Origin of the sequence: Ensifer sp. SSB1, assembly GCF_016652895.1 — a bacterium.
Taxonomy (GTDB): Bacteria; Pseudomonadota; Alphaproteobacteria; order Rhizobiales; family Rhizobiaceae; genus Ensifer.
Genome location: NZ_JAEPRP010000058.1, coordinates 1 through 25,466, shown reverse-complemented (window position 1 = coordinate 25,466; position 25,466 = coordinate 1). Strand labels below are relative to the sequence as shown.

The 25,466-nt window shown below is 62.7% G+C and carries 19 protein-coding genes and 1 pseudogene; 13 read left to right on the top strand and 7 right to left on the bottom strand.

Features of this window, described 5'->3' with window-relative positions:
• The 11 genes and pseudogenes from feuP to I8N66_RS16180 form a co-directional block, all read left to right on the top strand.
• Positions 1-306, top strand: a pseudogene (gene feuP / locus I8N66_RS16230) (two-component system response regulator FeuP); the annotation flags it as partial.
• Positions 296-1,681, top strand: a complete 1,386-nt coding sequence (locus tag I8N66_RS16225; RefSeq protein WP_113537841.1) for a HAMP domain-containing sensor histidine kinase — start codon at positions 296-298, stop codon at positions 1,679-1,681. The pseudogene feuP and the gene I8N66_RS16225, both read left to right, overlap by 11 nt.
• A gap of 216 nt (positions 1,682-1,897) precedes the next feature.
• Positions 1,898-2,320 (top strand): hypothetical protein, encoded by a 423-nt coding sequence (locus I8N66_RS16220; protein WP_113537840.1) that lies wholly within the window; start codon positions 1,898-1,900, stop codon positions 2,318-2,320.
• 132 nt (positions 2,321-2,452) lie between these two features.
• Positions 2,453-3,589, top strand: a complete 1,137-nt coding sequence (ccmI, locus tag I8N66_RS16215; RefSeq protein ID WP_291155228.1) for a c-type cytochrome biogenesis protein CcmI — start codon at positions 2,453-2,455, stop codon at positions 3,587-3,589.
• Positions 3,586-4,038 (top strand): cytochrome c maturation protein CcmE, encoded by a 453-nt coding sequence (ccmE, locus tag I8N66_RS16210; protein ID WP_113537838.1) that lies wholly within the window; start codon positions 3,586-3,588, stop codon positions 4,036-4,038. The genes ccmI and ccmE overlap by 4 nt, the downstream gene beginning before the upstream one ends.
• On the top strand, positions 4,035-6,023 hold the full coding sequence (locus tag I8N66_RS16205; RefSeq protein ID WP_291155224.1) for a heme lyase CcmF/NrfE family subunit: 1,989 nt from the start codon (positions 4,035-4,037) through the stop codon (positions 6,021-6,023). The genes ccmE and I8N66_RS16205 overlap by 4 nt, the downstream gene beginning before the upstream one ends.
• Entirely contained in the window at positions 6,020-6,475 is a 456-nt protein-coding gene (locus I8N66_RS16200; RefSeq protein WP_113537836.1) for a cytochrome c-type biogenesis protein, read from the top strand. The genes I8N66_RS16205 and I8N66_RS16200 overlap by 4 nt, the downstream gene beginning before the upstream one ends.
• A gap of 329 nt (positions 6,476-6,804) precedes the next feature.
• Positions 6,805-8,364: a Do family serine endopeptidase gene (locus tag I8N66_RS16195; protein WP_113537835.1), complete on the top strand. Its 1,560-nt coding sequence runs from the start codon at positions 6,805-6,807 to the stop codon at positions 8,362-8,364.
• 190 nt (positions 8,365-8,554) lie between these two features.
• Positions 8,555-9,253 carry a response regulator transcription factor gene (locus tag I8N66_RS16190; protein WP_113537834.1) on the top strand — a complete coding sequence of 233 codons (699 nt, stop codon included), beginning with the start codon at positions 8,555-8,557 and terminating at the stop codon, positions 9,251-9,253.
• Positions 9,250-10,656, top strand: a complete 1,407-nt coding sequence (locus tag I8N66_RS16185; RefSeq protein WP_291155219.1) for an ATP-binding protein — start codon at positions 9,250-9,252, stop codon at positions 10,654-10,656. Before I8N66_RS16190 ends, I8N66_RS16185 begins: the two co-directional genes overlap by 4 nt.
• 82 nt (positions 10,657-10,738) lie before the next feature.
• Positions 10,739-13,693 carry a bifunctional [glutamine synthetase] adenylyltransferase/[glutamine synthetase]-adenylyl-L-tyrosine phosphorylase gene (locus I8N66_RS16180; RefSeq protein ID WP_291155217.1) on the top strand — a complete coding sequence of 985 codons (2,955 nt, stop codon included), beginning with the start codon at positions 10,739-10,741 and terminating at the stop codon, positions 13,691-13,693.
• 59 nt (positions 13,694-13,752) lie between these two features.
• On the opposite strand, the gene I8N66_RS16175 is transcribed toward I8N66_RS16180, so the two are convergent.
• The gene (locus I8N66_RS16175) at positions 13,753-16,083 is read right to left on the bottom strand and encodes an ATP-binding protein (protein WP_291155215.1); all 2,331 of its coding nucleotides are present in this window, start codon (positions 16,081-16,083) and stop codon (positions 13,753-13,755) included.
• A 282-nt stretch (positions 16,084-16,365) separates the two neighbouring features.
• Positions 16,366-19,014, bottom strand: a complete 2,649-nt coding sequence (gene pepN / locus I8N66_RS16170) for an aminopeptidase N (protein ID WP_291155213.1) — start codon at positions 19,012-19,014, stop codon at positions 16,366-16,368.
• Between the two features lie 428 nt (positions 19,015-19,442).
• Between pepN and I8N66_RS16165 the strand changes: the two genes are divergently transcribed.
• A complete protein-coding gene (locus I8N66_RS16165; RefSeq protein ID WP_291155211.1) occupies positions 19,443-20,381 on the top strand; it encodes a DMT family transporter in 939 nt (312 codons plus the stop codon).
• Positions 20,382-20,426: 45 nt separating this feature from the next.
• On the opposite strand, the gene I8N66_RS16160 is transcribed toward I8N66_RS16165, so the two are convergent.
• From I8N66_RS16160 to I8N66_RS16140, 5 genes are all read right to left on the bottom strand, one after another.
• The gene (locus I8N66_RS16160) at positions 20,427-21,719 is read right to left on the bottom strand and encodes an MFS transporter (RefSeq protein ID WP_291155209.1); all 1,293 of its coding nucleotides are present in this window, start codon (positions 21,717-21,719) and stop codon (positions 20,427-20,429) included.
• Positions 21,720-21,917: 198 nt separating this feature from the next.
• A complete protein-coding gene (locus I8N66_RS16155; protein WP_113538070.1) occupies positions 21,918-22,073 on the bottom strand; it encodes a hypothetical protein in 156 nt (51 codons plus the stop codon).
• Between the two features lie 78 nt (positions 22,074-22,151).
• Positions 22,152-22,328 (bottom strand): hypothetical protein, encoded by a 177-nt coding sequence (locus I8N66_RS16150; protein ID WP_113537827.1) that lies wholly within the window; start codon positions 22,326-22,328, stop codon positions 22,152-22,154.
• Positions 22,329-22,505: 177 nt separating this feature from the next.
• A complete protein-coding gene (locus I8N66_RS16145) occupies positions 22,506-23,390 on the bottom strand; it encodes a uracil-DNA glycosylase (RefSeq protein WP_291155205.1) in 885 nt (294 codons plus the stop codon).
• A gap of 88 nt (positions 23,391-23,478) precedes the next feature.
• Positions 23,479-24,777, bottom strand: coding sequence for an Hsp70 family protein (locus tag I8N66_RS16140; protein WP_291155203.1), 1,299 nt, complete (start codon positions 24,775-24,777; stop codon positions 23,479-23,481).
• Between the two features lie 460 nt (positions 24,778-25,237).
• On the opposite strand from I8N66_RS16140, the gene I8N66_RS16135 reads away from it, so the two are divergent.
• Positions 25,238-25,466: NAD(P)-binding protein (locus I8N66_RS16135; protein ID WP_291155201.1), on the top strand; the 229-nt coding region annotated here is incomplete at its 3' end.

Genomic DNA, 25,466 nt, shown 5'->3' with positions numbered 1-25,466 from the left:
GCAAGCTCGGAGATCGTCTGCGGCCCGGTGCGCCTCGATACCAAGGGTTCCAAGGCAACCGTCGATGGCATAGCCCTCAAGCTGACGTCGCACGAGTTCCGGCTGCTCTCCTATCTCATGCATCACATGGGCCAGGTCGTTTCGCGCACGGAACTCGTCGAGCATATGTACGATCAGGATTTCGACCGCGATTCCAATACGATTGAGGTGTTCATCGGCCGGCTGCGCAAGAAGATCGGCAACGATCTGATCGAAACGGTGCGCGGCCTCGGATACCGAATGCAAGCGCCGGGCAATGGCAATTAGGTCCCTCACAGCCCGCGTATTGGCGGTTTCCACCGTCTGGGCGGTCGTCGCCCTGGTCGTGATCGGCGTGGTCATTTCCGAACTCTATCGCCAGGGCTCCGAACGCGGCTTCAAGGACCTGCTGCGGGCGCAGCTTTTCAACGTCGTCAATTCGATCTCCGTCAACGAGAAGACGGTACTTTCGGGCAGTCCGCAGCTTGGCGATCTGCGATTTTCACAGCCGCAGACCGGCTGGTACTGGATCGTCGACCCGATCGGCGAATTCGACACGCCGCCTTTGATCTCGACGTCGCTCGGCAACGGAAAGCTGCCGATCGCCAGCGTCGATGAGGTTCCCTTCGACACCGGCTACGTCCGGTTCTACACGACCAAGGATCCGTTCGGTAACGCGGTCGAAGTTTCCGAGACCGAGGTGGTATTGGACATCCAGGGTCACACCGCTCGCTTTCGCGTGGCCGGCAACCGCGACGTGCTCGAAGCCGACATCAATCGCTTCACCCGCAACCTGACCATCGCGCTTTCCATCTTCGGTCTCGGCGGCCTTGGTGTGAACGCGCTGACCATTCTCTTCGGCCTGCGCCCGCTCGATCAGGTCCGTCGCTCGCTGGAGAAGATCCGCGCCGGCGAAAGCGAGAGGCTTGATGGAGCTTTCCCCCGCGAAATCCAGCCGCTTGCCAACGAAGTGAACGCCCTGATCGACAGCAACCGCCGCATCGTCGAGCGCGCCCGCATGCAGGTCGGCAATCTCGCGCATTCCCTGAAGACACCGATCGCCGTGCTCCTCAACGAGGCCCGGGTGCTCGACGCGTCGCACGGCGAACTGGTGCGCAACCAGGTCGATGCGATGCAGATGCAGGTTCAATCCTATCTCAGCCGCGCGCGGATCGCCGCACAACGCGAATCCGTCCTGGCGCGCACCGAGGCGCAGCCGGCGCTCGAACGTCTGGTTCGGGTGATGCGCAAGCTCAACCCGGAAAAGCAGGTGCACCTGTCGATCAATCCGCCGGCGTTGGTGCTTGCGATGGAATTGCAGGATGTCGAGGAAACCGTCGGCAACCTGCTTGAAAACGCTGCCCGCCACGCCCGTGGCGAGGTGTGGCTGAACGTCCGACCGGCGCCGAGCGATCTGCATGCGAAGGAACCCGGAAGGCAGTGGATCGTGCTCGACATCGATGACGACGGCCCGGGGCTCAATCCTGATCAGATCGCGCTGGCAATGAAACGCGGCAAACGACTTGACGAAAGCAAGCCCGGAACCGGGCTCGGGCTGTCGATCGTCAGCGAGATCGTGCGGGAGTATCAAGGCACCATTACGCTGTCGCGCCGGGATGAGGGGGGACTGCGTGCCCAGCTCCTGTTGCCGGCCGCGGCTTAGAGCGGGGTGAAGAAGGGTGCGCGGTTTCGTGATTTAGGTGTCACACCCGTGCTCGAAAATGTCACAGTGGCAGGGCGCGCCGTTGCCTCGGCAGGCGGGGAATGCCAAAAGAAAATCAAGGACAAGTCGTCATTTGACCCGAATGTACCGGGTTTCACGAATGCGGCTTCGGATAGGAATGGTTGAGTGTCGCGGATCATGAGGAACCAGGCAGAAATGGCACGGACTTTTGTCGTTGGCGGTCGGATCGCGGTGATCGCGTCGGCCGTGGCTCTTGCCGGCTGCAGCACGACCGCGGGCGGCAAGTCGACCGCGACCCGCAGTGTCTCCTCCACGACCTATATTGCCGCGCTTCAGGGCGGCGTGATCGGTCGCCTTTCCGATCTCGATATTGGTACGTCCGACCGTCAACGCGCGCTCGAGGCAGAGTATCGTGCGCTCGAGGCAGCGCCCGGCGGTCAGCCTGTAACCTGGGCTGGACGTGGCGTCAGCGGCTCCGTCGTTGCCGCCGCCCCCTATCAGGTCGGGTCGCAGAATTGCCGCCAGTACAGCCATACTGTCACGACCAAGACTGAGGCGAAGACGGCCCGGGGTGCTGCCTGCCGCAATCCCGACGGCAGCTGGACGCCGCTCAGCTGAGCGCAGTCCCTTCTGAGGCCGTTTGAGAGCGTCGGGGGTGGCATCGTCGTCCGTTGCGGCGAAACGCCTCAAATCTCCGTCATAACCGGTTTTCGAGTTGGAAAGGCATGGGCCTCATAGTATTGAGCGTCCATGTTGTTCTGGATCCTCGTCGCCACTTTGACGGCGGCCGTCGCCGCCGTGCTGATCCTCCCGCTGATGCGGGCAGGGGAAGCCCCATCGTCTCCCCACAGCCACGACATCGAGGTCTATCGCGACCAGCTCGATGAACTGAAGCGCGATCAGGACAGCGGCCTGATCGGTAGCGCCGATGCCGAGCTTGCGCGCGCCGAAGTGGCGCGCCGGTTGCTGGCAGCCGGTGAGAGCGACCGCAATGTGGCGCCGGCCGTTTCGCAGCGGCGCGGGGCCAATCGTCTGGCCCAGGCTTTCGTGCTGCTCTGTCTTCCGGTCGTCGGGCTCTGTCTTTACCTGCTGACGGGTAGCCCGGGCGTGCCGGCACAGCCGCTTGCCGCGCGTTTGGCCGACCCCAATGGCGATATCAATGTCCTGATCGCCAAGGCTGAAAACCACCTTGCGGTAAACCCGAATGACGGTGCCGGCTGGGATCTGCTCGCACCGATCTACATGCGCAACGGCCGCATCGAGGAAGCGGTCGACGCCTATGACAGGGCCATCCGCCTGCTCGGGCCGACGCCGGCGCGCCTGGGTGGATACGCTGAAGCCCTGGTCGTGCAATCCGATGGTCTCGTGACGACCAAGGCGCAGGAGGCATTCCAGCAGGCACTGACGATCGACCCCAATGATCCGCGCTCGGAGTTCTACCTTGCCCTCGGCCTCAAGCAGGAAGGCAAGAAGGAGGAGGCGCTGACCGCCTTCAACAGGCTGGTCGCGACGTCGCCTGCCGACGCGCCCTGGCTGCCGCTCGTCAAGCAGCATGTGGCGGAACTGGGGGGCGCAACCAGCGCTGCCGCGCCCGGCAATCCCAGTGCCGAGGATGTCGCCGCCGCCGAGAGCATGACCTCCGGCGACCGTCAGGAAATGATCCGCGGCATGGTCGAAAGCCTCGAAAGCCGCCTCAAGGAAAATCCGGATAACCTCGAGGGCTGGGCGCGGCTGATCCGCTCCCATGTTGTCCTTGATCAACGAGACAAGGCCGCGGCCGCGCTAAAGGAGGGCCTCAAAACCTTCCCGGCCGATGGCGACGGGGGCAAGCAGCTCCTGGCGCTTGCTCGCGAACTCGGGATTGCGACCGATGGAGTGACGCAATGACGCGCAAGCAAAAAAGACTGGCGATCATCGGTGGTGGTGTCGGCTTTCTGGTTCTCGCAGCCTTTCTGGTAATGTTCGCCTTCAGCCAGGCGATCGCCTATTTTTATGTGCCGAGCGATCTCGCCAAGGCGAACGTTGCTCCGGGCACGCGCATTCGTCTCGGCGGCGTGGTCGAAGCGGGTTCGGTGAAGCGCGGCGACGGCAAGACGGTCACCTTCACTGTGACCGACACACTTGCCGGCGTGCCGGTAACCTACACGGGCATCCTGCCCGACCTGTTCCGCGAGGGGCAGGGCGTGGTGACGGAGGGAGCCTTCGTTCAAGGGAACTCCGTCTTCGTGGCGGATACGGTTCTCGCCAAGCATGACGAGACCTATATGCCGAAGGATGTCGCCGACCGGTTGAAGGCGCAGGGCGTCGAGCTCAGCGGGAAGGAAACGATTAAATGATCATCGAGCTCGGACATTACGCGCTGGTCCTGGCATTGGCGACCGCGGTCATCCAGGCCGCTCTGCCGTTCCTCGGGGCGCGGCTGAACGACCGCGGCTTGATGGAATTGGCGTCGAGCGCGGCGGTCGCCTGTTTCCTGCTGGTCGCCTTCGCGTTCATCGTGCTCACCTTCGCCTACGTGACTTCGGACTTCTCGGTCCGCAACGTCTGGGAAAACTCCCACTCGTTGAAGCCGCTGATTTACAAGATCTCAGGTGTGTGGGGGAACCACGAAGGATCGATGCTGCTGTGGCTGCTGATTCTGACATTCTTCTCGGCGCTGGTCGCCTCTTTCGGGCGCAACCTGCCGGAAACGCTGAAGGCGAACGTGCTTGCGGTCCAGGCCTGGATCGCCATGGCCTTTGCGCTCTTCATCTTGCTGACGTCCAATCCGTTCGCGCGGCTGATCCCGGCGCCGGGTGAGGGCAAGGACCTGAACCCGATCCTGCAGGATGTCGGCCTCGCCATTCATCCGCCGCTGCTCTACCTCGGCTATGTCGGTTTCTCCGTCTGCTTCTCCTTTGCGATCGCGGCACTGATCGAGGGCCGCATCGATGCCGCCTGGGCGCGCTGGGTCCGTCCCTGGACGCTCGCCGCCTGGACGTTTTTGACCGCTGGCATCTCCATGGGTTCCTACTGGGCCTATTATGAACTCGGCTGGGGCGGCTGGTGGTTCTGGGACCCGGTCGAGAACGCGTCCTTCATGCCCTGGCTCGCGGGCACGGCTTTGCTGCATTCGGCACTGGTCATGGAGAAGCGCGAGGCGCTGAAGATCTGGACCGTGCTGCTCGCGATCATGACCTTCTCGCTTTCGCTGCTCGGTACTTTCCTCGTGCGCTCCGGCGTGCTGACTTCCGTTCACGCCTTCGCTACCGACCCGACGCGCGGCATCTTCATTCTCGCCATCCTCGTCTTCTTCATCGGCGGTGCCTTCACACTCTTTGCTTTGCGTGCCTCGCACCTGAAAGCCGGCGGCATCTTCGCGCCGATTTCGCGTGAGGGCGCACTGGTCTTCAACAACCTGATCCTGACAACGGCGACCGCGACGGTCCTCACCGGCACACTCTATCCGCTGGTGCTTGAGGCGCTCACCGGGGACAAGATCTCCGTGGGCCCGCCCTTCTTCAACATGACCTTCGGTCTCCTGATGCTGCCGCTGCTCTTTGCGGTACCGTTCGGTCCATTGCTGGCGTGGAAGCGCGGGGACCTCGCCGGCGTCGCCCAGCGGCTCTTCGCGTCCGTCGCGATCGGTCTTGTCGCCGGCACGATCTACTATTACGTGATGAACGGCGGCCCGGTTCTGGCGCTCCTCGGCATTGCACTTGGCGTCTACCTGATCGCCGGTTCGCTCACCGATCTGGCGCTGCGCTCCGGCGTCGGCAAGGTTGCGGGCAATGTCGCCTGGCGGCGCTTTGCCGGCCTGCCACGCTCTGCCTTCGGTACGGCTCTTGCCCATATCGGTCTTGGCGTCACCTTGATCGGCATCGTCGCTGTCACGGCATTCGAAACCGAGACGGTCGTCGAGATGAAGCCGGGCATGACGGTTGACGCCGGCGGTTACACGCTGCGCTTCGACGGCATGCGCAACGGCAGTGGCCCGAACTACACGGAAGAATCCGGTCACTTCACCATTAGCCGCGGCGGCGTCGCCGTTTCCGAGGTCTGGTCGTCGAAGCGCCTCTACCAGGCGCGCCGCATGCCGACGACGGAAGCAGGCATCCGCACCTTCGGTCTCAACCAGCTCTATGTTTCGCTCGGCGACCAAATCAGCGAAGGCGGTATCGTCGTGCGCATCTGGTGGAAGCCGATGATCCTGTGCATCTGGGGCGGAACCCTGTTCATGATGGCGGGTGGCTTCGTATCCTTGAGCGATCGCCGGCTGCGTGTCGGTGCGCCGACACGGGCCAAGCGGCCGAAGACAGTGCCAGTGGGGGCTGCCGAATGATCCGTCTGCTGCTGGCGCTTGTGCTGTTCACCCTGCCGATCGGATCAGCCTTTGCAGTCAATCCGGATGAGGTGCTGGCCGACCCTGCGCTTGAAGCCCGCGCTCGGGCGATCTCGGCCGAACTGCGTTGCATGGTCTGCCAGAACCAGTCGATCGACGATTCCAATGCCGAGCTTGCCAAGGACCTGCGCGTGCTGGTGCGCGAGCGGCTCGCCAACGGCGATAGCGACGAAGCGGTGATCGACTATGTCGTATCCCGCTATGGCGAATTCGTGCTGCTGAAGCCACGCTTCGAAACGAAGACGCTGATCCTGTGGGGCATGCCTGCAACCCTGCTGCTCGTCGGGGCGATCACCCTTGTCATTGCGTCGCGCCGGCGCGGGGCTCAAGCCAAGGGAACGCCGCTTTCCGAGGATGAAAAGGAAAAGCTGAAGAAACTCCTTCAGCCCTGACGGGACGCTTGGAGCGGCGTCGCGCGTTCGACGATGTCGAACGCCAATAGCCTGATATCGCAGGCGAATGTTCTCGGCGATAACGGTCGCCGTTCGCGGCGACATGCGGTCGGCAATGGGCTATCGGTCCATCCCTAGTCATCTCCCGCAACATTACCAAATATTCATCTTCCGGACAGAACTCAGTAAGGTCCCATCCGTTACATCTTTCGTCATCGGCTGTTCCTCCAGTCAGCCAAACGAGCCCGCCTCTTCCCTGCGAGGTGGGTATCGCAACCAGGTTTCGGTGCCGTCTTCGACGGCATCAAGGAAGAGAAAAGGCAAAACGGATGATTACGACCAAATCCCTGCGTCCCTCCCTCAAGACCGTTCTGAAGACCTCGACCGTTGCCGGTCTTGCTGCCGTCATGCTGACCTCCGGATTGCCGGCCAGCATCTCCCAGTCCTTCGCGGAAGCGGTGAAGGTGGAAGCGCCGTCGGTGCCGAGCTTTGCCAACGTCGTCGACGCGGTTTCGCCGGCCGTCGTCTCGGTTCGTGTCCAGTCGCGCGTCAATCCGGTTTCCGAAGACGGCAGCGACTTCAGCTTCGGCTTCAATGGCCGTGGCTTCGATGAACTGCCGGATGATCACCCGCTGAAGCGTTTCTTCAAGGAATTCGGCCCGCGCGGTGATGACCGTGCCGAGCGCGGTGGTCCGGGTCGCCGTGGTCCGCATGGCGAAGGTCGCCTGCGCCCGACGTCCCAGGGTTCGGGCTTCTTCATCTCGGAAGACGGCTACCTCGTCACCAACAACCACGTCGTTTCCGACGGTTCGGCCTTTACGGTTATCCTCAACGACGGCACCGAACTCGATGCCAAGCTGATCGGCAAGGACAGCCGCACCGATCTCGCCGTGCTCAAGGTCGATGACAAGCGCAAGTTCACCTATGTCGGCTGGGCTGACGACAGCAAGGTCCGCGTCGGTGACTGGGTGGTTGCAGTCGGCAATCCGTTCGGCCTCGGCGGTACCGTGACCTCGGGCATCATCTCGGCCCGTGGCCGCGACATCGGCTCCGGCCCCTATGACGACTACCTGCAGGTCGACGCTGCCGTGAACCGCGGCAACTCGGGTGGTCCGACCTTCAACCTTTCGGGCGAAGTGGTCGGCATCAACACCGCGATCTTCTCGCCGTCGGGCGGTAACGTCGGTATCGCCTTTGCGATCCCCGCGGCCGTCGCCAAGGACGTCGTCGCCGACCTGATCAAGGACGGTTCGGTTTCCCGTGGCTGGCTCGGCGTACAGATCCAACCTGTCACCAAGGACATCGCTGAATCGCTTGGTCTTTCGGAAGCAAGCGGCGCGCTGGTCGTCGAACCGCAATCCGGCTCGCCGGGTGAAAAGGCCGGCATCAAGAAGGGCGACGTCGTAACCGCGCTCAACGGGGACACCGTCAAGGATCCGCGTGATCTTGCGCGCAAGGTTGCTGCCATCCGTCCGGGCACCACCGTTGATCTGAGCCTGTGGCGTGATGGCAAGTCCGAAAGCGTCAAGCTGGAAATCGGCACCCTGCCGAAGGATGACAAGGACGCTGCCAAGACCCAGGACAGCCAGACCGAAGAAGCACAGCCTTCGAGCGAACAGGCACTGGCTAACCTCGGCGTTACCGTCGTGCCGTCCGATGACGGCAAGGGGGTCACAATCGCCTCGGTCGACGAAGACTCCGACGCCAGCGATCGTGGCCTGAAGACGGGCGAAAAGATCGTCTCCGTCAACAATCAGGAAGTGAAGTCCGCCGACGACATCCTCAAGGTCATCAATGCTGCCAAGAAGGACGGCCGTAGCAAGGCGCTCTTCCAGATAGAGGCCGAGAACGGTAGCCGCTTCGTGGCCCTCCCGATCGATCAGGGCTGATCGCGGCAGTCAAATGATTGACCGGAGCGCCGCGATTTCCAAGTGATTTCGCGGCGCTTTCCGTTTCGGGCGGGATGAGGAAAGATCTCTGCGGTTTTCCGCCTTCATTCTGCTCTTGTCCACGAGAAGCGCTCGCCAATCCGGTTGTCGCAAAGCCGAAACCGGTTGAGACAGATAGGGGTCCGGGACTATGGTCGCGCGTATGAAGATTCTCATCATTGAAGACGATCTCGAGGCGGCAGCCTATCTGGCGAAAGCCTTCCGTGAGGCAGGCATCGTGTCCGATCACGCCAGCGATGGCGAGAGCGGTCTCTTCATGGCCAGCGAGAACAGTTACGACGTTCTGGTGGTCGATCGCATGTTGCCGCGTCGTGACGGCCTGTCTGTCATCACAGAGCTCAGGCGCAAGGACGTTCACACGCCGGTGCTCATTCTTTCCGCACTTGGCCAGGTCGACGACCGTGTTACCGGCCTGCGCGCCGGTGGTGACGACTATCTTCCGAAGCCCTACGCCTTCAACGAGCTGCTCGCGCGGGTCGAGGTGCTTGGCCGCCGCAAGGGCACGCCCGAGCAGGACATGGTCTACCGCGTCGGTGATCTCGAACTTGATCGCCTGTCGCATTCCGTCCGCCGACAGGGCAAGGAGATCCCGCTGCAGCCGCGCGAATTCCGTCTGCTCGAATATCTCATGAAGAATGCCGGCCAGGTCGTGACCCGCACCATGCTTCTGGAAAACGTGTGGGATTACCACTTCGACCCGCAGACCAACGTCATCGACGTCCATGTCTCGCGGCTGCGCTCGAAGATCGAGAAGGACTTCGATGTGCCGCTGCTGCGCACTGTTCGTGGTGCCGGCTACATGATCAAGGATGACCGGGCCCCCGCATGAGCAAGCTTCGCGTTCTCTTCAGAACGACCGCGGTTCGGCTTTCCGCCCTCTATCTCATCCTCTTTTCGCTCTGCGCCGCCTTCCTCGTTTTCTACGTTACCGGCATGTCGGAGCGGTTGCTGCAGCAGCAGACCCGGGATTCGATCACCGCCGAGGTGACGCAGATCGAGCAGGTCTACACGCGGGCCGGCATGAACGGGCTGTTGCGCTCGCTCGAGCGCCGCGCGCGCCAGCCGGGGGCCAATCTCTATGTCATCGCCGGGCCGAACGGCGAGATCCTCGCTGGCAACGTCGCGAGCCTCGAGCCCGGATTGCTCGACAGTGAAGGCTGGACCGAGCGCCCCTTTGCCTATCAGCGCTATACGGACGAGACGAAGACGGACAGCCATGTGGCGCTCGCCCATGTGCTGGTGCTCGACAATGGCCTGCGCATTCTCGTCGGTCGCGACTTGCAGGAGCCGCAGAAGTTTCGCGCGCTGGTGCGTCAGGCGCTGATGGTGGCGCTTGGCGTCATGGGGCTTGGCGCACTCGTCATCTGGTTCGGCATTGGCCGCAACGCGCTCAAACGCATCGACCGCATGTCGGAGGCCAGCACCAAGATCATGGCGGGCGATCTTTCGCAGCGCCTGCCGATGAGCGGCTCTGGCGACGAGTTCGACCGATTGTCGGAATCGCTGAACGCGATGCTCGGCCGTATCGAGAAGCTGAACGAAGGTTTGCGCCAGGTCTCCGATAACATCGCCCATGACCTCAAGACCCCGCTGACGCGGTTGCGCAACAAGGCGGAAGCGGCACTTGCCCGCAAGGGCACCAGCCAGCGCGGCGCGCTCGAGGAAATTATCGGTGAGTCCGACCAGTTGATCCGGACCTTCAATGCGCTGCTGATGATTTCGCGCGTCGAGGCCGGTTCGTCCGCCGCCGAGATGAGCGAGATCGATCTTTCGCAGATCGTTTCCGATAGCGTCGAACTCTATGAGCCCGTGGCCGAAGACGTCGGTTTGAAACTCGAAGCCGACGTCGCCCAGAATCTCGTGATTTCAGGCAACCGGGAACTGGTCGGCCAGGCTCTCGGCAACCTCATCGACAACGCGATCAAGTATGCCGATGGCGCGGACAATCCGCTGATCAAGGTCTCGCTGGAAAAGCGCGATGGCCATGTGCTCTTGTCCGTAGCAGATCACGGCCCCGGCATCCCCACCGCGATGCATGACGAGGTGGTGAAGCGCTTCGTTCGCCTGGACGAGAGCCGGTCGAAGCCGGGCACGGGCCTCGGCCTTTCGCTGGTAGAGGCGGTCATGGAAATGCACCACGGCTCGCTGCGTCTTGCCGATACCGAGCCCGCGGCCGGTGACGGCGGCAAGGGGCTGACGGTGCGGATGGTTTTCCCGGTGGCTGCAACCTGATAGACCGGTTCCCGGAGAGTGAGAATGGAATGGGCAGCTGCGGCTTTCTGGCCGCATCCCGTTCCAGGCAAGGGGAAACGGCATGCAGGAACAGGTGCAGCAGTGCTGGGAGATCGAGACGGCGCCAATCCGTCCGGCGACACAGGCCGACGCCAAAACGGCGCTCTCCGTGCTGAAAGACATGGCCAAGGGGCACGAGAGGATCGCAAGCCTGCTTGCCTCGGAGAGCCCGTTCAAGACTTTCGTCGTGTCGGCCTTTGCACTTTCGCCCTTCCTGCGCGACACCGGCGACAGCCGGCCGGCCATTCTCGAAGAGCTCCTGTCCACTGATCTATCGACCTTTCTGACCGAGCGGGTGCGTCGCGCCCGGGATGCCTGGAAGCCGAACGAGGGCGGAGCGGCCCTGCCGGACACGGAGATCATGGCTCGGCTGCGAAGGGCCAAACGTGAGCTGGCCTTCGCCGTGGCGCTCGCCGATCTCTCCCGGCATTTCGACGGCCGCGAAACCACGCGCTGGCTCAGCGAATTTGCCGGTGCTGCGGTGTCGGCGACAATCGATCACCTGCTGCTCAGCGCACACGAAGGCGGCAAGCTGATCGTCAAGGATGTCGCCAGTCCCAGCATAGGTTCCGGCGTCGTCGTTCTCGGCATGGGCAAGCTCGGTGCCTTCGAGCTCAATTACTCCTCCGACATCGACCTCGTCGTCTTCTACGATCCGCAATCCGGCATCATCGTCGATCGCGACGATGCCTCGGAAACCTTCGGTCGCCTGCTGCGCCGCCTGATCCGCATCCTGCAGGAGCGCAGCGGCGACGGTTATGTCTTCCGCACCGACCTGCGTCTGCGGCCGGATCCGGGCTCGACGCCGCTGGCGATCCCGGTCGAAGCGGCGATTCTCTACTACGAGGGCAGGGGGCAGAACTGGGAACGGGCCGCCTTCATCAAGGCGCGGCCGGTGGCCGGCGATATCGAGGCCGGCGAACGCTTCCTGCGCGAACTGGTCCCCTTCGTCTTCCGCAAATATCTCGACTATGCGGCGATCGCCGACATTCATTCGATCAAGCGCCAGATCCACGCCCACAAGGGGCATGGCGAGATCGCGGTCAAGGGTCACAACATCAAGCTTGGTCGCGGCGGCATCCGCGAGATCGAGTTCTTCGTGCAGACGCAGCAGTTGATCGCCGGTGGCCGCATGCCCGATCTGCGCCAGCGCGCGACGGAGCCGATGTTGCGGGCCCTCGTCAAGGCCGGCTGGATCGATGAGGAGACGGCCGATGAACTTGTGGAGGCCTACTGGTTCCTGCGTGATGTCGAGCACCGGATCCAGATGGTGCGCGACGAGCAGACCCACGTTCTGCCCGAGACCGAAGCGGAGCTGAAGCGCATCGCCTATATGCTCGGCTTCGAGGATACGGCAGCCTTTTCCAAGGCGCTTTCGCGCGTGCTGAAGACGGTTGAGCGCCGCTATGCCCAGCTTTTCGAGCAGGAGGCCAAGCTCTCGACCGAGACCGGAAACCTCGTCTTCACCGGCCAGCGCGACGATCCCGATACGCTGGAAACGCTGAGGAAGCTCGGCTTCCAGCGCCCCTCGGACATCTCCCATACCATCCGCACCTGGCACTATGGCCGTTACCGTGCGACGCAATCGGTGGAGGCGCGCGAGCGGCTGACCGAGCTGACACCGGAACTCCTGCGCGTCTTCGGCGAAAGCCGCCGGGCCGATGATGCACTGCTGCGCTTCGACAATTTCATTTCCGGTCTGCCTGCCGGCATCCAGCTCTTTTCGCTGCTCGGCAACAATCCGGGCCTGCTGTCACTGATCGTCAACGTCATGTCGTCGGCCCCAAGACTTGCCGAAATCATCGCCGCGCGCCCGCATGTCTTCGACGGCATGCTTGACCCCGGCCTGCTCGCCGAACTGCCGACGCGGGATTACCTCGCGCCGCGTATCGCCAATTTCGTCGGTGGCGCCCGGCACTATGAGGAGGCGCTCGACCGCCTGCGCATCATTGCTGCCGAACAGCGCTTCCTGATCGGCATCCGGCTCTTGACCGGCGCCATCTCCGGCGCCCAGGCGGGCCGTGCCTTCACTGATCTCGCCGACCTGATCATCGCGGCCGCCATGAAAGCGGTTCAGGACGAAGTCCGCTCGGCGCACGGCGATTTCCCCGGCGGCCGTATCGCCGTCGTCGGCATGGGCAAGCTTGGCAGCCACGAACTGACCGCCGGTTCGGACGTCGACCTGATCCTGCTCTATGACTACGACGAGACGGCAACCGAGTCCGACGGCGCCAAGCCGCTCGACCCGACGCGCTATTTCACCAGGGTGACGCAGCGCCTGATTGCGGCACTCTCCGCGCCGACGGCCGAGGGCATTCTTTACGAGGTCGACATGCGGCTTCGTCCCTCCGGCAACAAGGGGCCGGTCGCTACAAGGATCAACGCTTTCGCCAAGTATCAGCGCGAAGAGGCCTGGACCTGGGAGCACCTGGCGCTGACCCGGGCGCGCTGCATCTGTGGCGACGACAAGCTGATGGCCGAGGCCAACGCGATCTTTGCAGAAATTCTCGGCCGCAAGCGAGACGTTGCCAAGGTCAGCGCCGACGTGATCTCCATGCGCGAGATGATCGACAGCGAGAAGCCACCGAGCGACATCTGGGATTTCAAGCTGATCCCCGGCGGTCTCGTCGACATCGAGTTCATCAGCCAGTACCTGGCGCTGGTCGCCCCGGCGAAGGGCGTGCAGCCGCTGACTGCCGGCACCAATACCGGCGATGCGCTGAAGCTTCTGGGCGACGCCCTCATGAACCCCAACGATCTCGATGTCGCCCTGGAGGCCCTGCATCTCTTTACCGAGTTGTCGCAGATCGTGCGCCTGTGCATCGAGGGAGAGTTCGAGCCGAAGGAAGCGCCGGCCGGGCTGATCGATCTCGTCTGCCGGGCAGGGGACTATCCGGACCTGAAGACGCTTGAGGGAGATATCCGCCGGCTGTCGAAGGCCGTCCGGCGTGTCTTCCAATCGGTGGTTTCTGGCTAAGTGCCGCACAGGGGCGCTTGAGCGGGGTGCGAGCGGAAAACCGCACGCGCGCCTCCGCTTCACGTTTGGTCCGGGATTCTGACCGAGATGATGGTGCCGACATTTTCCGTCGAGTGAATTTTCATGCTGCCACCGTGCAGGCGGGTGAGCGAGCGCGAGATCGCGAGCCCAAGCCCGGATCCGCCCTTGCTCTTGGCGTACTGGCTCTGCACCTGCTCGAAGGGTTGGCCGATCTTTTGAAGCGCGTCGCGCGGTATGCCGATGCCGGAATCGGCGATCGTCAACGTCACGGCGCCCGTTACCTTGCGCGCCCGAAGCGAAATGCGTCCACCCTCATTGGTGAACTTCACCGCATTCGAAAGCAGATTGAGCAACACCTGTTTCATGGCGCGACGATCCGCGACCATGGTGAGGCCCGAGGAGATCTGTTGCACGACGTGGATGCTCTTCTGCTCCGCCGGAATGGTGGTGAAGCGCAAGGTCTCTTCGATCAGCGGCGCCAGATCGATCCTCTCGCGGCTGATGCGCATGTGCCCGGCCTCGATCTTCGACATGTCGAGGATGTCGTTGATGACGTTCAAGAGGTGCTTGCCGCTCTCGTGGATGTCGCGCGAATACTCGTTGTACTTCTCCGAGCCGAGCGGCCCGAACATCTGGTTCTGCAGGATTTCCGAGAAGCCGAGGATGGCGTTGAGCGGCGTGCGCAGCTCATGCGACATGTTCGCGAGGAATTCCGACTTGGCGCGGTTAGCCGCCTCGGCGCGGTCCTTTTCCGCCTGGTAATTGGAATTGGCGACCGAAAGCTCGGTCTTCTGCCGCTCGAGCGTCATGCGCGATGCCGAGAGGTCGCCGATCGTCGCCATCAGCCGCCGCTCGGATTCGCGCAGGCGCACCTGGTGCCGCTTCAGCAGCGTGATGTCGGTGCCGACCGACACGAGGCCGCCGTCGCGCGTGCGCCGTTCGTTGATCTGTAGCCAGCGCTCGTCGGCAAGCTGGACTTCGCTCGTCTGCGACTGGTTGCTGCGGTCGGGATCGGCGATGCGTCGTTCGACCACCGGCCGGGCCGCGGCCGTGTGCACGGCGATACGCTCCGTCCCCGGAACGAGCACGTGATCGGGCAGCTTGTAAGCTTCCTGAAAGTGGGTGTTGCACATGACCAGGCGGTCATGCTTGTCCCAGAGGACAAAGGCCTCGGAGGTACATTCGATCGCGTCGGCAAGCCGTTGGTCAGCCTCTGCATAGCGCTGGGCAAGCCGGTGCTGCTCGGTGACATCCATGGCGATGCCGATCAGATGCGCCCGCCCGGAAACGGTACGGATGATTTCCGCGCGGGCGCGTAGCCACACATAGTGGCCGTCCGCATGTCGCATGCGGAATACCTGGTCGATCTGGCGCGCATCGCCGCGCGCGATGGTACGTGCCACGCCATAGATACCGCGATCATCGGGATGCATGAGCCGCGCAGCATCGCCGAAGGAGAGCACGCTGCTCTCGCCGGGCATGCCGAGCATCTCGTACATCGACCGCGACCAGAACAGCCGACGGTTGGCAAGGTCGAAGTCCCACAGGCCGCAGCGGCCGCGCGACAGCGCCGTCTCGACACGCAGGTTGGATTCGGCAAAAACCGAATCCGCGTCGCGGGCCCGCTTGGCCTGGATGTAGTAGGCATAGAGCACCATCAGCAGGATGGCCGAAATGCCGGCAAAGAGCGTCACGTTGAGTGACACCTCGTCACGCCATGTCGTTTCGAGCTGGGTGATCGGCGTCGCGACCAGTACAACTCCGGCCGCCTCAGGCAGCTGCGCGAGTGCCACGATATGATCGACGCCGACAATCGGCGTCTTCATGACGCTGGAATGCTCGCCGAAATACTGAACCGTCGCGATATCCGGCGCGACTGCCGCGAGTGTCCGGCCGATGAGTGGTCCGCCCTCCTGGGTGCTGGCAAAGATCCGGCCGTCCTTGCGCACCGCAAGGATGAACGTGCCGGGATCGAGCATGCCGGTTGGCAGGTACTGGCTGAAGCGTTGCTCCGCGTCCGTACGGCGGCCCTCGTCAAAGAGCGCTGCACCGTCCGTCTGGAAGGCCGCAACCGCAATGGCGGCCGCGAGCCCGACCGTCTGGCGCGAACTTTCCTCCATACGGGCGTGCTCGCCCATGATGCTGGACATGCGCGAGACCGCGACGATGATCAGGAAGGCGATGATGAGGATCGGAATGGAACGCTTGAGAATAGGCTCCGCGCTCGCCAGACGCCGTGAGGTCGGTCCGGCAAAGATCTTCGCCTGCGAGATAAACTCCTGCTCCAGGCGGCCAGCAAGCCCCGGAAGCTTGAGTCGCAACCGCCCGTCGGCTGCGCTCGCCTGTCGCGCGTCCGCCATCTTTCCCAATTCTCTAAACCCTCTGATGATTCGGCGCGCCGCTCGCCCGAATCTGACTCAATGAATCACAGGGCGATTCGCCTTGTCCAGAGGTGCCGGTAAAGATTTGTTAACCATTTCTTATCGTTGGGAAATAATAGGCCGGGTCGCACGGGCAACCTGTCCCTACTGCATAGCTTCTTGAATCGGTATCGACGAAGGGCAAATTTATACAGCAGATTCAAAGCACTACAGCGCCGCGCGTCTTTTCAGACGCGCGGCGCTGTAGATGGCATCAATGAGTTCCAGGCTTCAGGCCTTGAGCATCCGTTCGACGATGTCGCCGACATCGGCCGAGAGCTTCGGTGCTCCAGCAATTTCCTTCAAGGCCTTGCGAGCATGCCCCGCGCGCTTGTCCTCAAGCGAGCGCCAGGAGCGCATTGAGGTCAGGATACGGGCTGCAAGCTGTGGGTTGCGCGGGTCGATGTCGAGGATCTGGTGCGCGAGGAAGCGGTAGCCCTCTCCGTCGGCACGGTTGAAGCCGGTCGGGTTGGCGAAGGCATAGGTGCCCACCAGCGAGCGCACGCGGTTCGGATTGTTGCCGTTGAAGAGCGGTTCGGCCATCAGTGCCTTGACCCGATCGAGCGTGGCTGCGCCGGGGATGGTCGCCTGGACGGCGAACCACTTGTCGATGACCAGCGCGTTGTCGGCAAAACGCTTGCGGAAGGTTGCAAGCGCTTCCGCAGTCTCGGCGGCGTTCGGGAAGCGGTGGGCGAGCAGCGCCAGCGCATGACTGAGATCGGTCATGTTGTTGGCAGCGGCAAAGGCCTTGGCGGCGCGCTCCGGACCTTGATCGCCCTGGACGAGGTAGGTGAGGGCGCTGTTGCGCAGCGCCCGCCGGCCAGCACTCGCGGCATCCGGGCTGAACGCCCCCGTGGAGACGAGGTCGTCGGCCAGGTTGAGGAAGGTGTCGCGTCCGGCCGCAGCAACGGCCGTCAGGATCTGCTGACGGGCGGCGTGGATCGCGTCTGGATCATTGTTCGTGCCGATCTCGCGGGCGATGTCGGATTCGCTCGGCAGTGCCAGGGCTTGCGAGCGGAAAGCGGGCTCGAGCGCTTCGTCCGAGGCAGCGCGGATCAGGCCAACAATAAGCGCCTTGTCGCAAACGACCGGCTTTCCGGCGCGGACATTCGCCGTGGCCTCGACCAGATTGGCCAGTGCAATTGCGTTGAGCGCCTGCCAGCGGGCGAAGAGGTCGCTTTCGTGATGCGCGATCAGCGCGAGATCGTCGGCGCTCTGCTCGATATGCAGATTGATCGGCGCGGAGAAGCCGCGGTTGAAAGACGGCACCGGGCGCGACGGGATGCCGGAGAAGACAACCGTCTGCTTGCGCTCCGTGAGATGCAGGACGTCGCCGGTCATGTCGGCGCCGGCGACCGCGGAAAGGTCGGCTTCGTTGCCCCCATCGAGCAACAGGCCCATGCGCAGCGGAATGTGCATCGCTTCCTTGGCGCCCTGTCCGGGTGTAGCCGGAACGGTCTGCTCGAGCGAAAGCGTAAAGGTCTGCTTGGCGGCGTCATAGGCGCCCGAAGCGGTGACCAGCGGTGTTCCGGCCTGGTGGTACCAGAGCGCGAACTGACCGAGGTTGCGACCGCTTGCCTCTTCGAAACAGGCGACGAAATCTTCGATCGTCACCGCCTGGCCGTCATGCCGGTCGAAATAGAGATCCATGCCCTTCTTGAACAGATCGCGGCCGAGGATCGTCGCGATCATGCGGGTGACTTCCGATCCCTTTTCGTAGACGGTCGTCGTATAGAAGTTATTGATTTCGCGGTATTTCGTCGGCCGGACCGGATGGGCGAGGGGGCCGGCGTCCTCAGGAAACTGCTCCGATTTCAGGTGCCGCACCTCCGCGATTCTCTTGACCGCGCGCGAGCGCATGTCGGCGGAGAATTCGTGGTCGCGATAGACCGTCAGGCCTTCTTTCAAGCAGAGCTGGAACCAGTCGCGGCAGGTGATGCGGTTGCCGGTCCAGTTGTGGAAGTATTCGTGCGCGATGATCGCCTCGATATTGGCGTAGTCCGCATCGGTCGCCGTTTCCGGATCGGCAAGCACGTACTTGTCGTTGAAGATGTTGAGACCCTTGTTCTCCATCGCCCCCATGTTGAAATCGGAGACGGCGACGATCATGAAGATGTCGAGATCGTATTCACGGCCGAAGGCGTCTTCGTCCCACTTCATCGAGCGCTTGAGCGCGTCCATGGCGTAGGCAGCGCGTGGCTCCTTGCCGTGCTCGACATAGATCTTCAGCGCGACTTCGCGGCCGGACATGGTCGTGAAGGTGTCCTCGATGACACCGAGATCGCCGGCGACGAGGGCGAAGAGGTAGCTCGGCTTGGGATGCGGATCGAACCAGGCCGCGAAGTGACGGCCGTCGCCCATGTCGGCGCCGCCGAGATAGTTGCCGTTCGACAGCAGCAGCGGAGCGGACGCCTTGTCGGCAATGATGTTGACCGTGTAGACGGCAAGCACATCCGGACGGTCGGGGAAATAGGTGATGCGGCGGAAGCCTTCGGCCTCGCACTGGGTGCTGTAGATGCCGTTGGTGCGGTAAAGCCCCATCAGTTGCGTGTTCGTATCGGGCGAAAGCAGCGTGGTGATGGTGATTTCGAAGGGTGCGGTTTCCGGCAGGCCGCGGATCGTCAGCGTATCGTCGGTTGCGTCGTAGAGGGAGGTCGCGAGCTCTTCCTGGTCCAACAGCAGGCCGGTCATCTTCAGTTCGTCACCGTCGAGCAGCAGCGGCGCCGACGCGTCGACGCCTTCGCGACGATGGAAGATCAGTCGGGCTTCGACCTTGGTTTCCTTCGGATCGAGCTCGAAGGTCAGATCCACTCTCTCCAGAACGAAGTCGGTCGGCCGATAGTCTTCCAGATGAATGATCTGGCCAGTATTTGTCCGCATGGTCAGTCCCGCTTGCGCCGTTCTACTGGAGAATTTGTAGTGGGCGCCTGTGATGGTGAAAAGGCCAAGGGGCGAAAAGTCGGATAATGCCACACGATTGTGATGCCGGCGACCGCACTTTCGACAGAAAAGACATGGCGTCCGATCTTCTTCCCGCTCCCTTATCGGATTGACGTGTACCGAAGTGGGACTAACAAGACATGAATTGGAAAGGTTTTTTTCGCGCAAGCTAAAGAAAAGCCGACGTCATTTTGCCGAACGTCAATCGATCAAGAAAAAACGTCATTCATCACGAAGTTTGATCCGACTTTCTTGCCGGGCGTCGCTAAGGTGACGAAGTTCTGTGGCGGTTTCTCCGCTTAAAAAATCTCCAAACCAGCCCTCGTGTCTGCTGATCGCCGGCGGAGGCTGTTCGAAAAGTGCCCTCAATGGATGCGGAAGTCGAAAGCCCGATGAAGGGGATCCTGCTCAAGGTCCTTTCCGTCGTCATTTTCGTTTGCATGTCGACGCTGATCAAAGAGGCCGGAAACGAGATCGCCACCGGTCAGATCACCTTCTACCGGTCGGCCTTCGCCATGGTGCCGATCCTCGGCTATCTCGCCTTCCGCGGACAGCTGCGCGATGCCTTCAAGACCGAGGATTTTACCGGCCACATCGCACGCGGCTTCGTCGGCATTCTGGCGATGAGCTTCGGCTTCTATGGCCTCGTGCATCTGCCACTGCCTGAAGCCATCGCCATCGGCTACGCCATGCCGCTGATCGCCGTCGTTTTCGCAGCACTTTTCCTTGGCGAGACGGTGCGGCTCTATCGCTGGTCGGCCGTGTTTATCGGGTTGGTAGGCGTGATGATCATCACCTGGCCGCGGCTGACCCTGTTCCGCGACGGCGGGTTCGGTTCTCTGGAGGCGCTGGGCGCCGCAGCAGTGCTGATTTCGGCTGCCCTTGGAGCGGTTGCCATGGTGCTGGTGCGAAAGCTCGTCAAGAACGAGCGCACCCATACGATCGTGCTCTACTTCTCGCTGTCGGCCTCGGTCTTTTCGCTGGCGACGTTGCCCTTCGGCTGGCCGTCGATCTCGCGCGATGCCTTTCTGCTGCTGATGGTCGCCGGCTTTTGCGGCGGTGTCGCGCAGATCCTTTTGACCGAGAGCTATCGCCACGCCGACATGTCGACGATCGCGCCGTTCGAATATACGTCGATCGTACTCGGCCTGATCATCGGCTATTTCCTGTTCGACGATATCCCGACGGCGGCCATGCTCGTTGGCACTGCCATCGTCGTCGGCGCCGGCATCTTCATCATCTTCCGGGAACATCGGCTTGGCCTCGAACGCCGGGGCGCCCGCAAGCATATGACGCCGCAGGGCTAGGGAATTCCCCCTGGAGTAGGTGCGAGTTCGCCTTGCGTCGTCGCCCTATGGGCGCGGCTTCTCCCAGGCCGGAACGGTGTCGTCGTCGATCAGCGGCTCGTGTGCCATCTGCTGGGCGACGGGGCTCGTCACGTCGGGGCCAGGTGTTGGCATCACGCTCGTTGCCTGGAAGTCGGTCTTGGTGACCAGACCCTTGTGTTGCTCGCGCTGGAGAATGCGCAAGGCAGCATAGCCGCCATAGAGGGCGAAGTAGACGGCGAGAACGAGAAACAGCGAAGCCGGACCGAAACGATCCATAACCGGGCCGACCATCAGCGGGCCCGAGATCGTGCCGAGCCCATAGGTGATCATCAGGCCGGAAGACGTCTCGACATATTCGTTCGGCCTGGCGAGGTCGTTCGCATGCGCGACGTTCAGCGCGTAGATCGGGAACAGCACCGAACCGATGAAGGCGGCGACGATGTAGAGCACCGCCGGCTGGCTGCCGATCGATGCCGACATCACCAGGCAAGAGACGACACCGACGACACCGCAGCCGACCATGACGATGCGCCGGTCGATCTTGTCGGAGAGGCGGCCGATCGGGATCTGCGAAATCGCGCTGCCGGTCAAAAGCGAGGCGAGCAGCGTCGCACCCTCGGCGGTGGAAAGGCCGATCTGCTGGGTGAATACGCCGCCGAGATTGAGCCAGGCGCCGGAGAGCGCGCCGGCCAGGAAGCCGCCAACGACGGCAACCGGCGAGCGGCGGAAGAGCGCCGGGATATCGAACTTCGCCTGCGCCGGGGGAGCCGGCATGGGCGAGGAGGAAAGTGCCGTCGGCAGCAGTGCCAGGGAGAACAGCACGCTGCACAACATGAACAGCGACGTATTGGTGGGGTCCCCGAGCGGCACCATGTATTGCCCGCCGATGGTGCCGACCATGGTCGTGATCAGGTAGAGCGAAAAGAGGAGGCCGCGGTTTTCGTTGGTGACGCGCTCGTTGAGCCAGCTCTCTATGACCAGGTAGCTGCCCGAGATGGCGAAGCCGGCGATGGCGCGAAAGGCGATCCAGGCGCGCCAGTCGACGACGAGGCCGCAGAGCAGGATCGCGATCGACAGAAGCGTGATCAGCGCCGTGAACACGCGCACGTGACCGACCCGCAGCACGAATTTGGGTGTGACGACACAGGAAAGCGTGAAGCCGACCGTATAGCCGGTGGCGATCACCGAGACCGTCAGCGTTGACCAGCTTTCGGCGACGGAGCGTACCGGGATGACATAGCTCTGCAGGCCGAAGGCGACCATCATGAGCAGGGTCGATACCATCAGGCTGAAGACGGAAGCGAGGCTGGCCAGCATCGGCGCTCCTGAAAACGTAACGCTCCCGCATCGAGGCCGATGGCGGGCAAGCGCAGCTGGAGCGAGCTCGGTCTGGCGGATGCCGGATGAGCCTGACACTCCAAGGTCATAGGGAGTGTGGCTCTATCCAGTTTTTTGGGCCCTGTCGATTGCGACAGGCGATGGCAAAAAGGCGGTAAGCCTCTTTGCCGGCAGCGATCAGTTCGGCAGGAGCGGGCTCACGACCACGCGATGGGCGCGGCGAGCATCCTTCTTGGTGCTGAGAGCCGTGTATTCGCGCGAGGCACGAACGGCTGTGCCGATGTCGGAGATCGAATCGAACAGAACCTTGAGGCTTGCAATGGGCTTGGTCATGGTTTCGTTCCTTTCATCGTCGTCACCGATTGTGGCGACACGGGCACGCGCCACGCAGTGACGCATGTCGCGTGGGGATCAGCGCTGAATGAAGTCGGCGAATATCTGCGCCGGACGGGTTGTCCGGGCGAGGCCGATCGCGGTCATCTGCTCGTTGGCTGCCGTGCCGAAGCGGTTGAACGGCGTCCGCTGAGCAGCACCGGCGTACCGGAGCGTCTCAAAGCTGCTGTGGATCGGACGAAAGCGGGCAGTCATGGTTCAATTCCTTAATTCCATTCCTCCCGTGTACATATATTGCGCTGCAGCATCGCGTTTTGCAATGCGTCATAATGCGCCGCTGATATGCGCAAACCGCATGGCTTTCTTCATTCTTTGTTCATAAAGCGGGCATGCGGACGAACGCCGCGTTTGCGCCTAGCGCTTCGGTGCGGATCAGCCGTGGATCCTGGCCTTGAAGGCAAGCAGGTCCTGCCAGGCGAAGCGCTTGTTGACCGGCGCCGTCACCAAGTCCTGCGGATGTAGGGTGGCAAGGGTCGGCACGTTGATGCCGCCGATCGCAAGCTCCCGCCATTCGCCGCGAAGTTGGTGGATCGTATCGCTGCCGCCGAGGAAGAAGCGGGCGGTGAAATTGCCGAGCAGAAGCAAATGCTTGGGCTCGGCAAGCGCGATCTGCCTCTCGATGAAGGGGCGGCAGATATCGGCCTCGCGCGCCGTCGGCACGCGGTTGCCTGGCGGGCGCCAGGGCACGACATTGCTGAGCAGCACGTTTTCTCGCGCGAGACCGATGCCGGAGAGCATGCGGGTCAGCATCTCGCCGAGGCGTCCGGCAAAAGGCTGGCCGTCGCGATCGTCGTCGGCATAGGGCATGGGGCCGACGATCATGATGCCGCTTGCCGGGTCGCCTTTGGCAAAGACGAGATTGCGGGCGCTGTTCCTGAGATTGCAGCCGGCAAAGCCTTCCATCGCAACCCTGAGCTCGGCCAGCGATCGGGCCGATTCGGCGGCAAAGCGCGCCTCCTCGATTGCCTGCGCATCGGGAATGGCGACGGCGGGAGCATTCGCGGCCGGAGCGGGTGCACGGGATGGAGCGGGGGCAGCGGCCGTCGCTGCTTGGCGCGCTGACGGTTGCGCCGCGGGCGCCTCTGCACGGTTGCTGACTGCCGCTGCGCGCGCGTTACCGCGCGCCGCCTTCATCGCCTCGAATTCGGCGAAGCGGTCGACCGGCTCCTCCTCCAGCAGCCATTCTACGCCCGCATCCGCATGGAAGGCGAGGAGGGCGGCAAGCTGTGCTGGAGAGAGATCGTGGGCGGAAATCATGGGCGCCAACCTAACCCATAAGCCGCCGGACCGGAACCGATTTTCCGGTCCTCGGCCTGCCTATCCAAGATCTTGGGGGACGCCAGCCTCAGGCGGCGTTCGCCGTCCAGTGCGCAATGTCATCGTGCTCGCCGATCAGCGCCAGTCCGTGGGCGATCGACAGCAGTTCGCCGCCGCTTTCGATGCGGTCGGCTTCGAAGCGCCGCTCGAAGATGCCGCGGACGGCCGGAACGAATGACGTACCCCCGGTCAGAAACACCTTGTCGATCGCTTCTGGTGCCGTCGCTGTCGACTGCAGCACGTCATCGAGCGCACCTTCAATGCGGGCCAGTTCCGGCGCGATCCAGCCTTCGAAGTCGCTACGGCGAACCGTGCGGCGCGACATTTCGCCGAGCGGCGCAAAGTAGAACTCGGTTTCGTCCTCCTGCGACAGTCGCATCTTCGTCGCCGAGATCGCGTTGTAGAGCGGATAACCCTCGTCATGTTCGATCAGATCGACGAAGGCTTCGAGCTTCTCGGGCTCCAGGCTCTGGCGCACGAGTTTTTTCAGATCGGTGAAATCTTTCAATGTTTTGAAGATCGAAAGCTGATTCCAGCGGCCGAAGTTTGCGTAGTAGTTGGACGGCACTTCAAGCAGCTTGTCGAAGCTCTTGAAGAGACTCCCCTTTCCGATCAGCGGCGAGACGACATTGTCGATGATGCGGAAGTCGAAATGGTCGCCGGCGATGCCGACACCCGAATGCCCGATCGGGCGCGCGGTCAGGCGGCCCGCCTTGGTCTCAAAGCGGATCAGCGAATAGTCGGTGGTGCCGCCGCCAAAGTCGGCAACGAGGACAGTGGCGTCCTGCTTCAGATTTTGTGCGAAGTAAAATGCGGCCGCCACGGGTTCATAGACATAGTGCACCTCGGGGAAGCCGAATTCGGAGAGCGCTGCGCCGTAACGTTCGAGAGCGAGCGCCGGATCGGGGCTGGAGCCGGCAAAGTGCACCGGCCGACCGACGACGATCCGGCTATACTCACCCGCCCAGCCGTTGCCGGCATAGTCGCGCAGCTTTGTCAGGAATACCCGCATCAGGTCCTCGAAGCTGTGGCGCTTGGCAAAGACCTGCGTGCCCTGGAAGAGGGGGCTTGCGGCAAAGGTCTTGATCGACTGCAGAAAACGGCAGTCGCCCGGATTGTCGATGAAGGCGCGGATTGCCGCCTGGCCGGCTTCGACCTTCAGCGCCTGGGCGCCGAGGTTGGCGTCCTTCATGAAGGAGAGCGCCGTGCGCATGGCGTCTGTCGTGCCCGCAAGGCTGTCGAACTGCACCGAATGAGTGGTGTCGCCGGCGGCAACCGCCAAAACGGAATTGGTGGTGCCGAAGTCAAAGCCCAGTGCCTTGGCCATATGATGGTCTCCTTGCGTCTGGCGTCGCTCCGCCGCCCGGGGCAAGCCGGCGGCGCGCGACGCAACGTGAAATTTTGTGGGACCGTCTCCGCATGTCAGGCGGCCGGCCCCGAAGCCGACAAAAGACACGTCGTCCGCGCGCCAGAGGGGCGTCTTGCCGAGTGCCTTTTGCGAATGGGATATGCCGGCGCGGATCGCCGGAAGGATCTGGCGGCCTCGTCGCACGGCTCTTCGGCAAAAGCAAGGCCGGATGGCTCATACCTTCGGCACGCGACAATTTGATGTATTTACGTTTACGTACACGTCATATAGAAATTCGCTCTAAAGTCATGACCTCATGCGCAAAAGCGGGCATCGTCTGTCGCATCCCGGCTCGACAAGCCAAACGGCATTTGCCATGACGGAATGATATGCCCTGGGAACTGAACCGGCAGAAGACCGGTGAGACTGGAGAGACGGTATGACCGAGCAAGACCTGCCCGAACGCGAGAGCATGGAGTTCGACGTTGTGATCGTGGGTGCGGGGCCGGCCGGTCTTGCGGCGGCGATCCGGCTGAAGCAGGTCAATCCGGAGCTTTCGGTTGTCGTGCTCGAAAAGGGCGCCGAGGTCGGTGCGCATATTCTTTCCGGTGCGGTCGTCGATCCGATCGGCATCGACCGGCTGCTGCCGGACTGGCGCGAAGACGCCG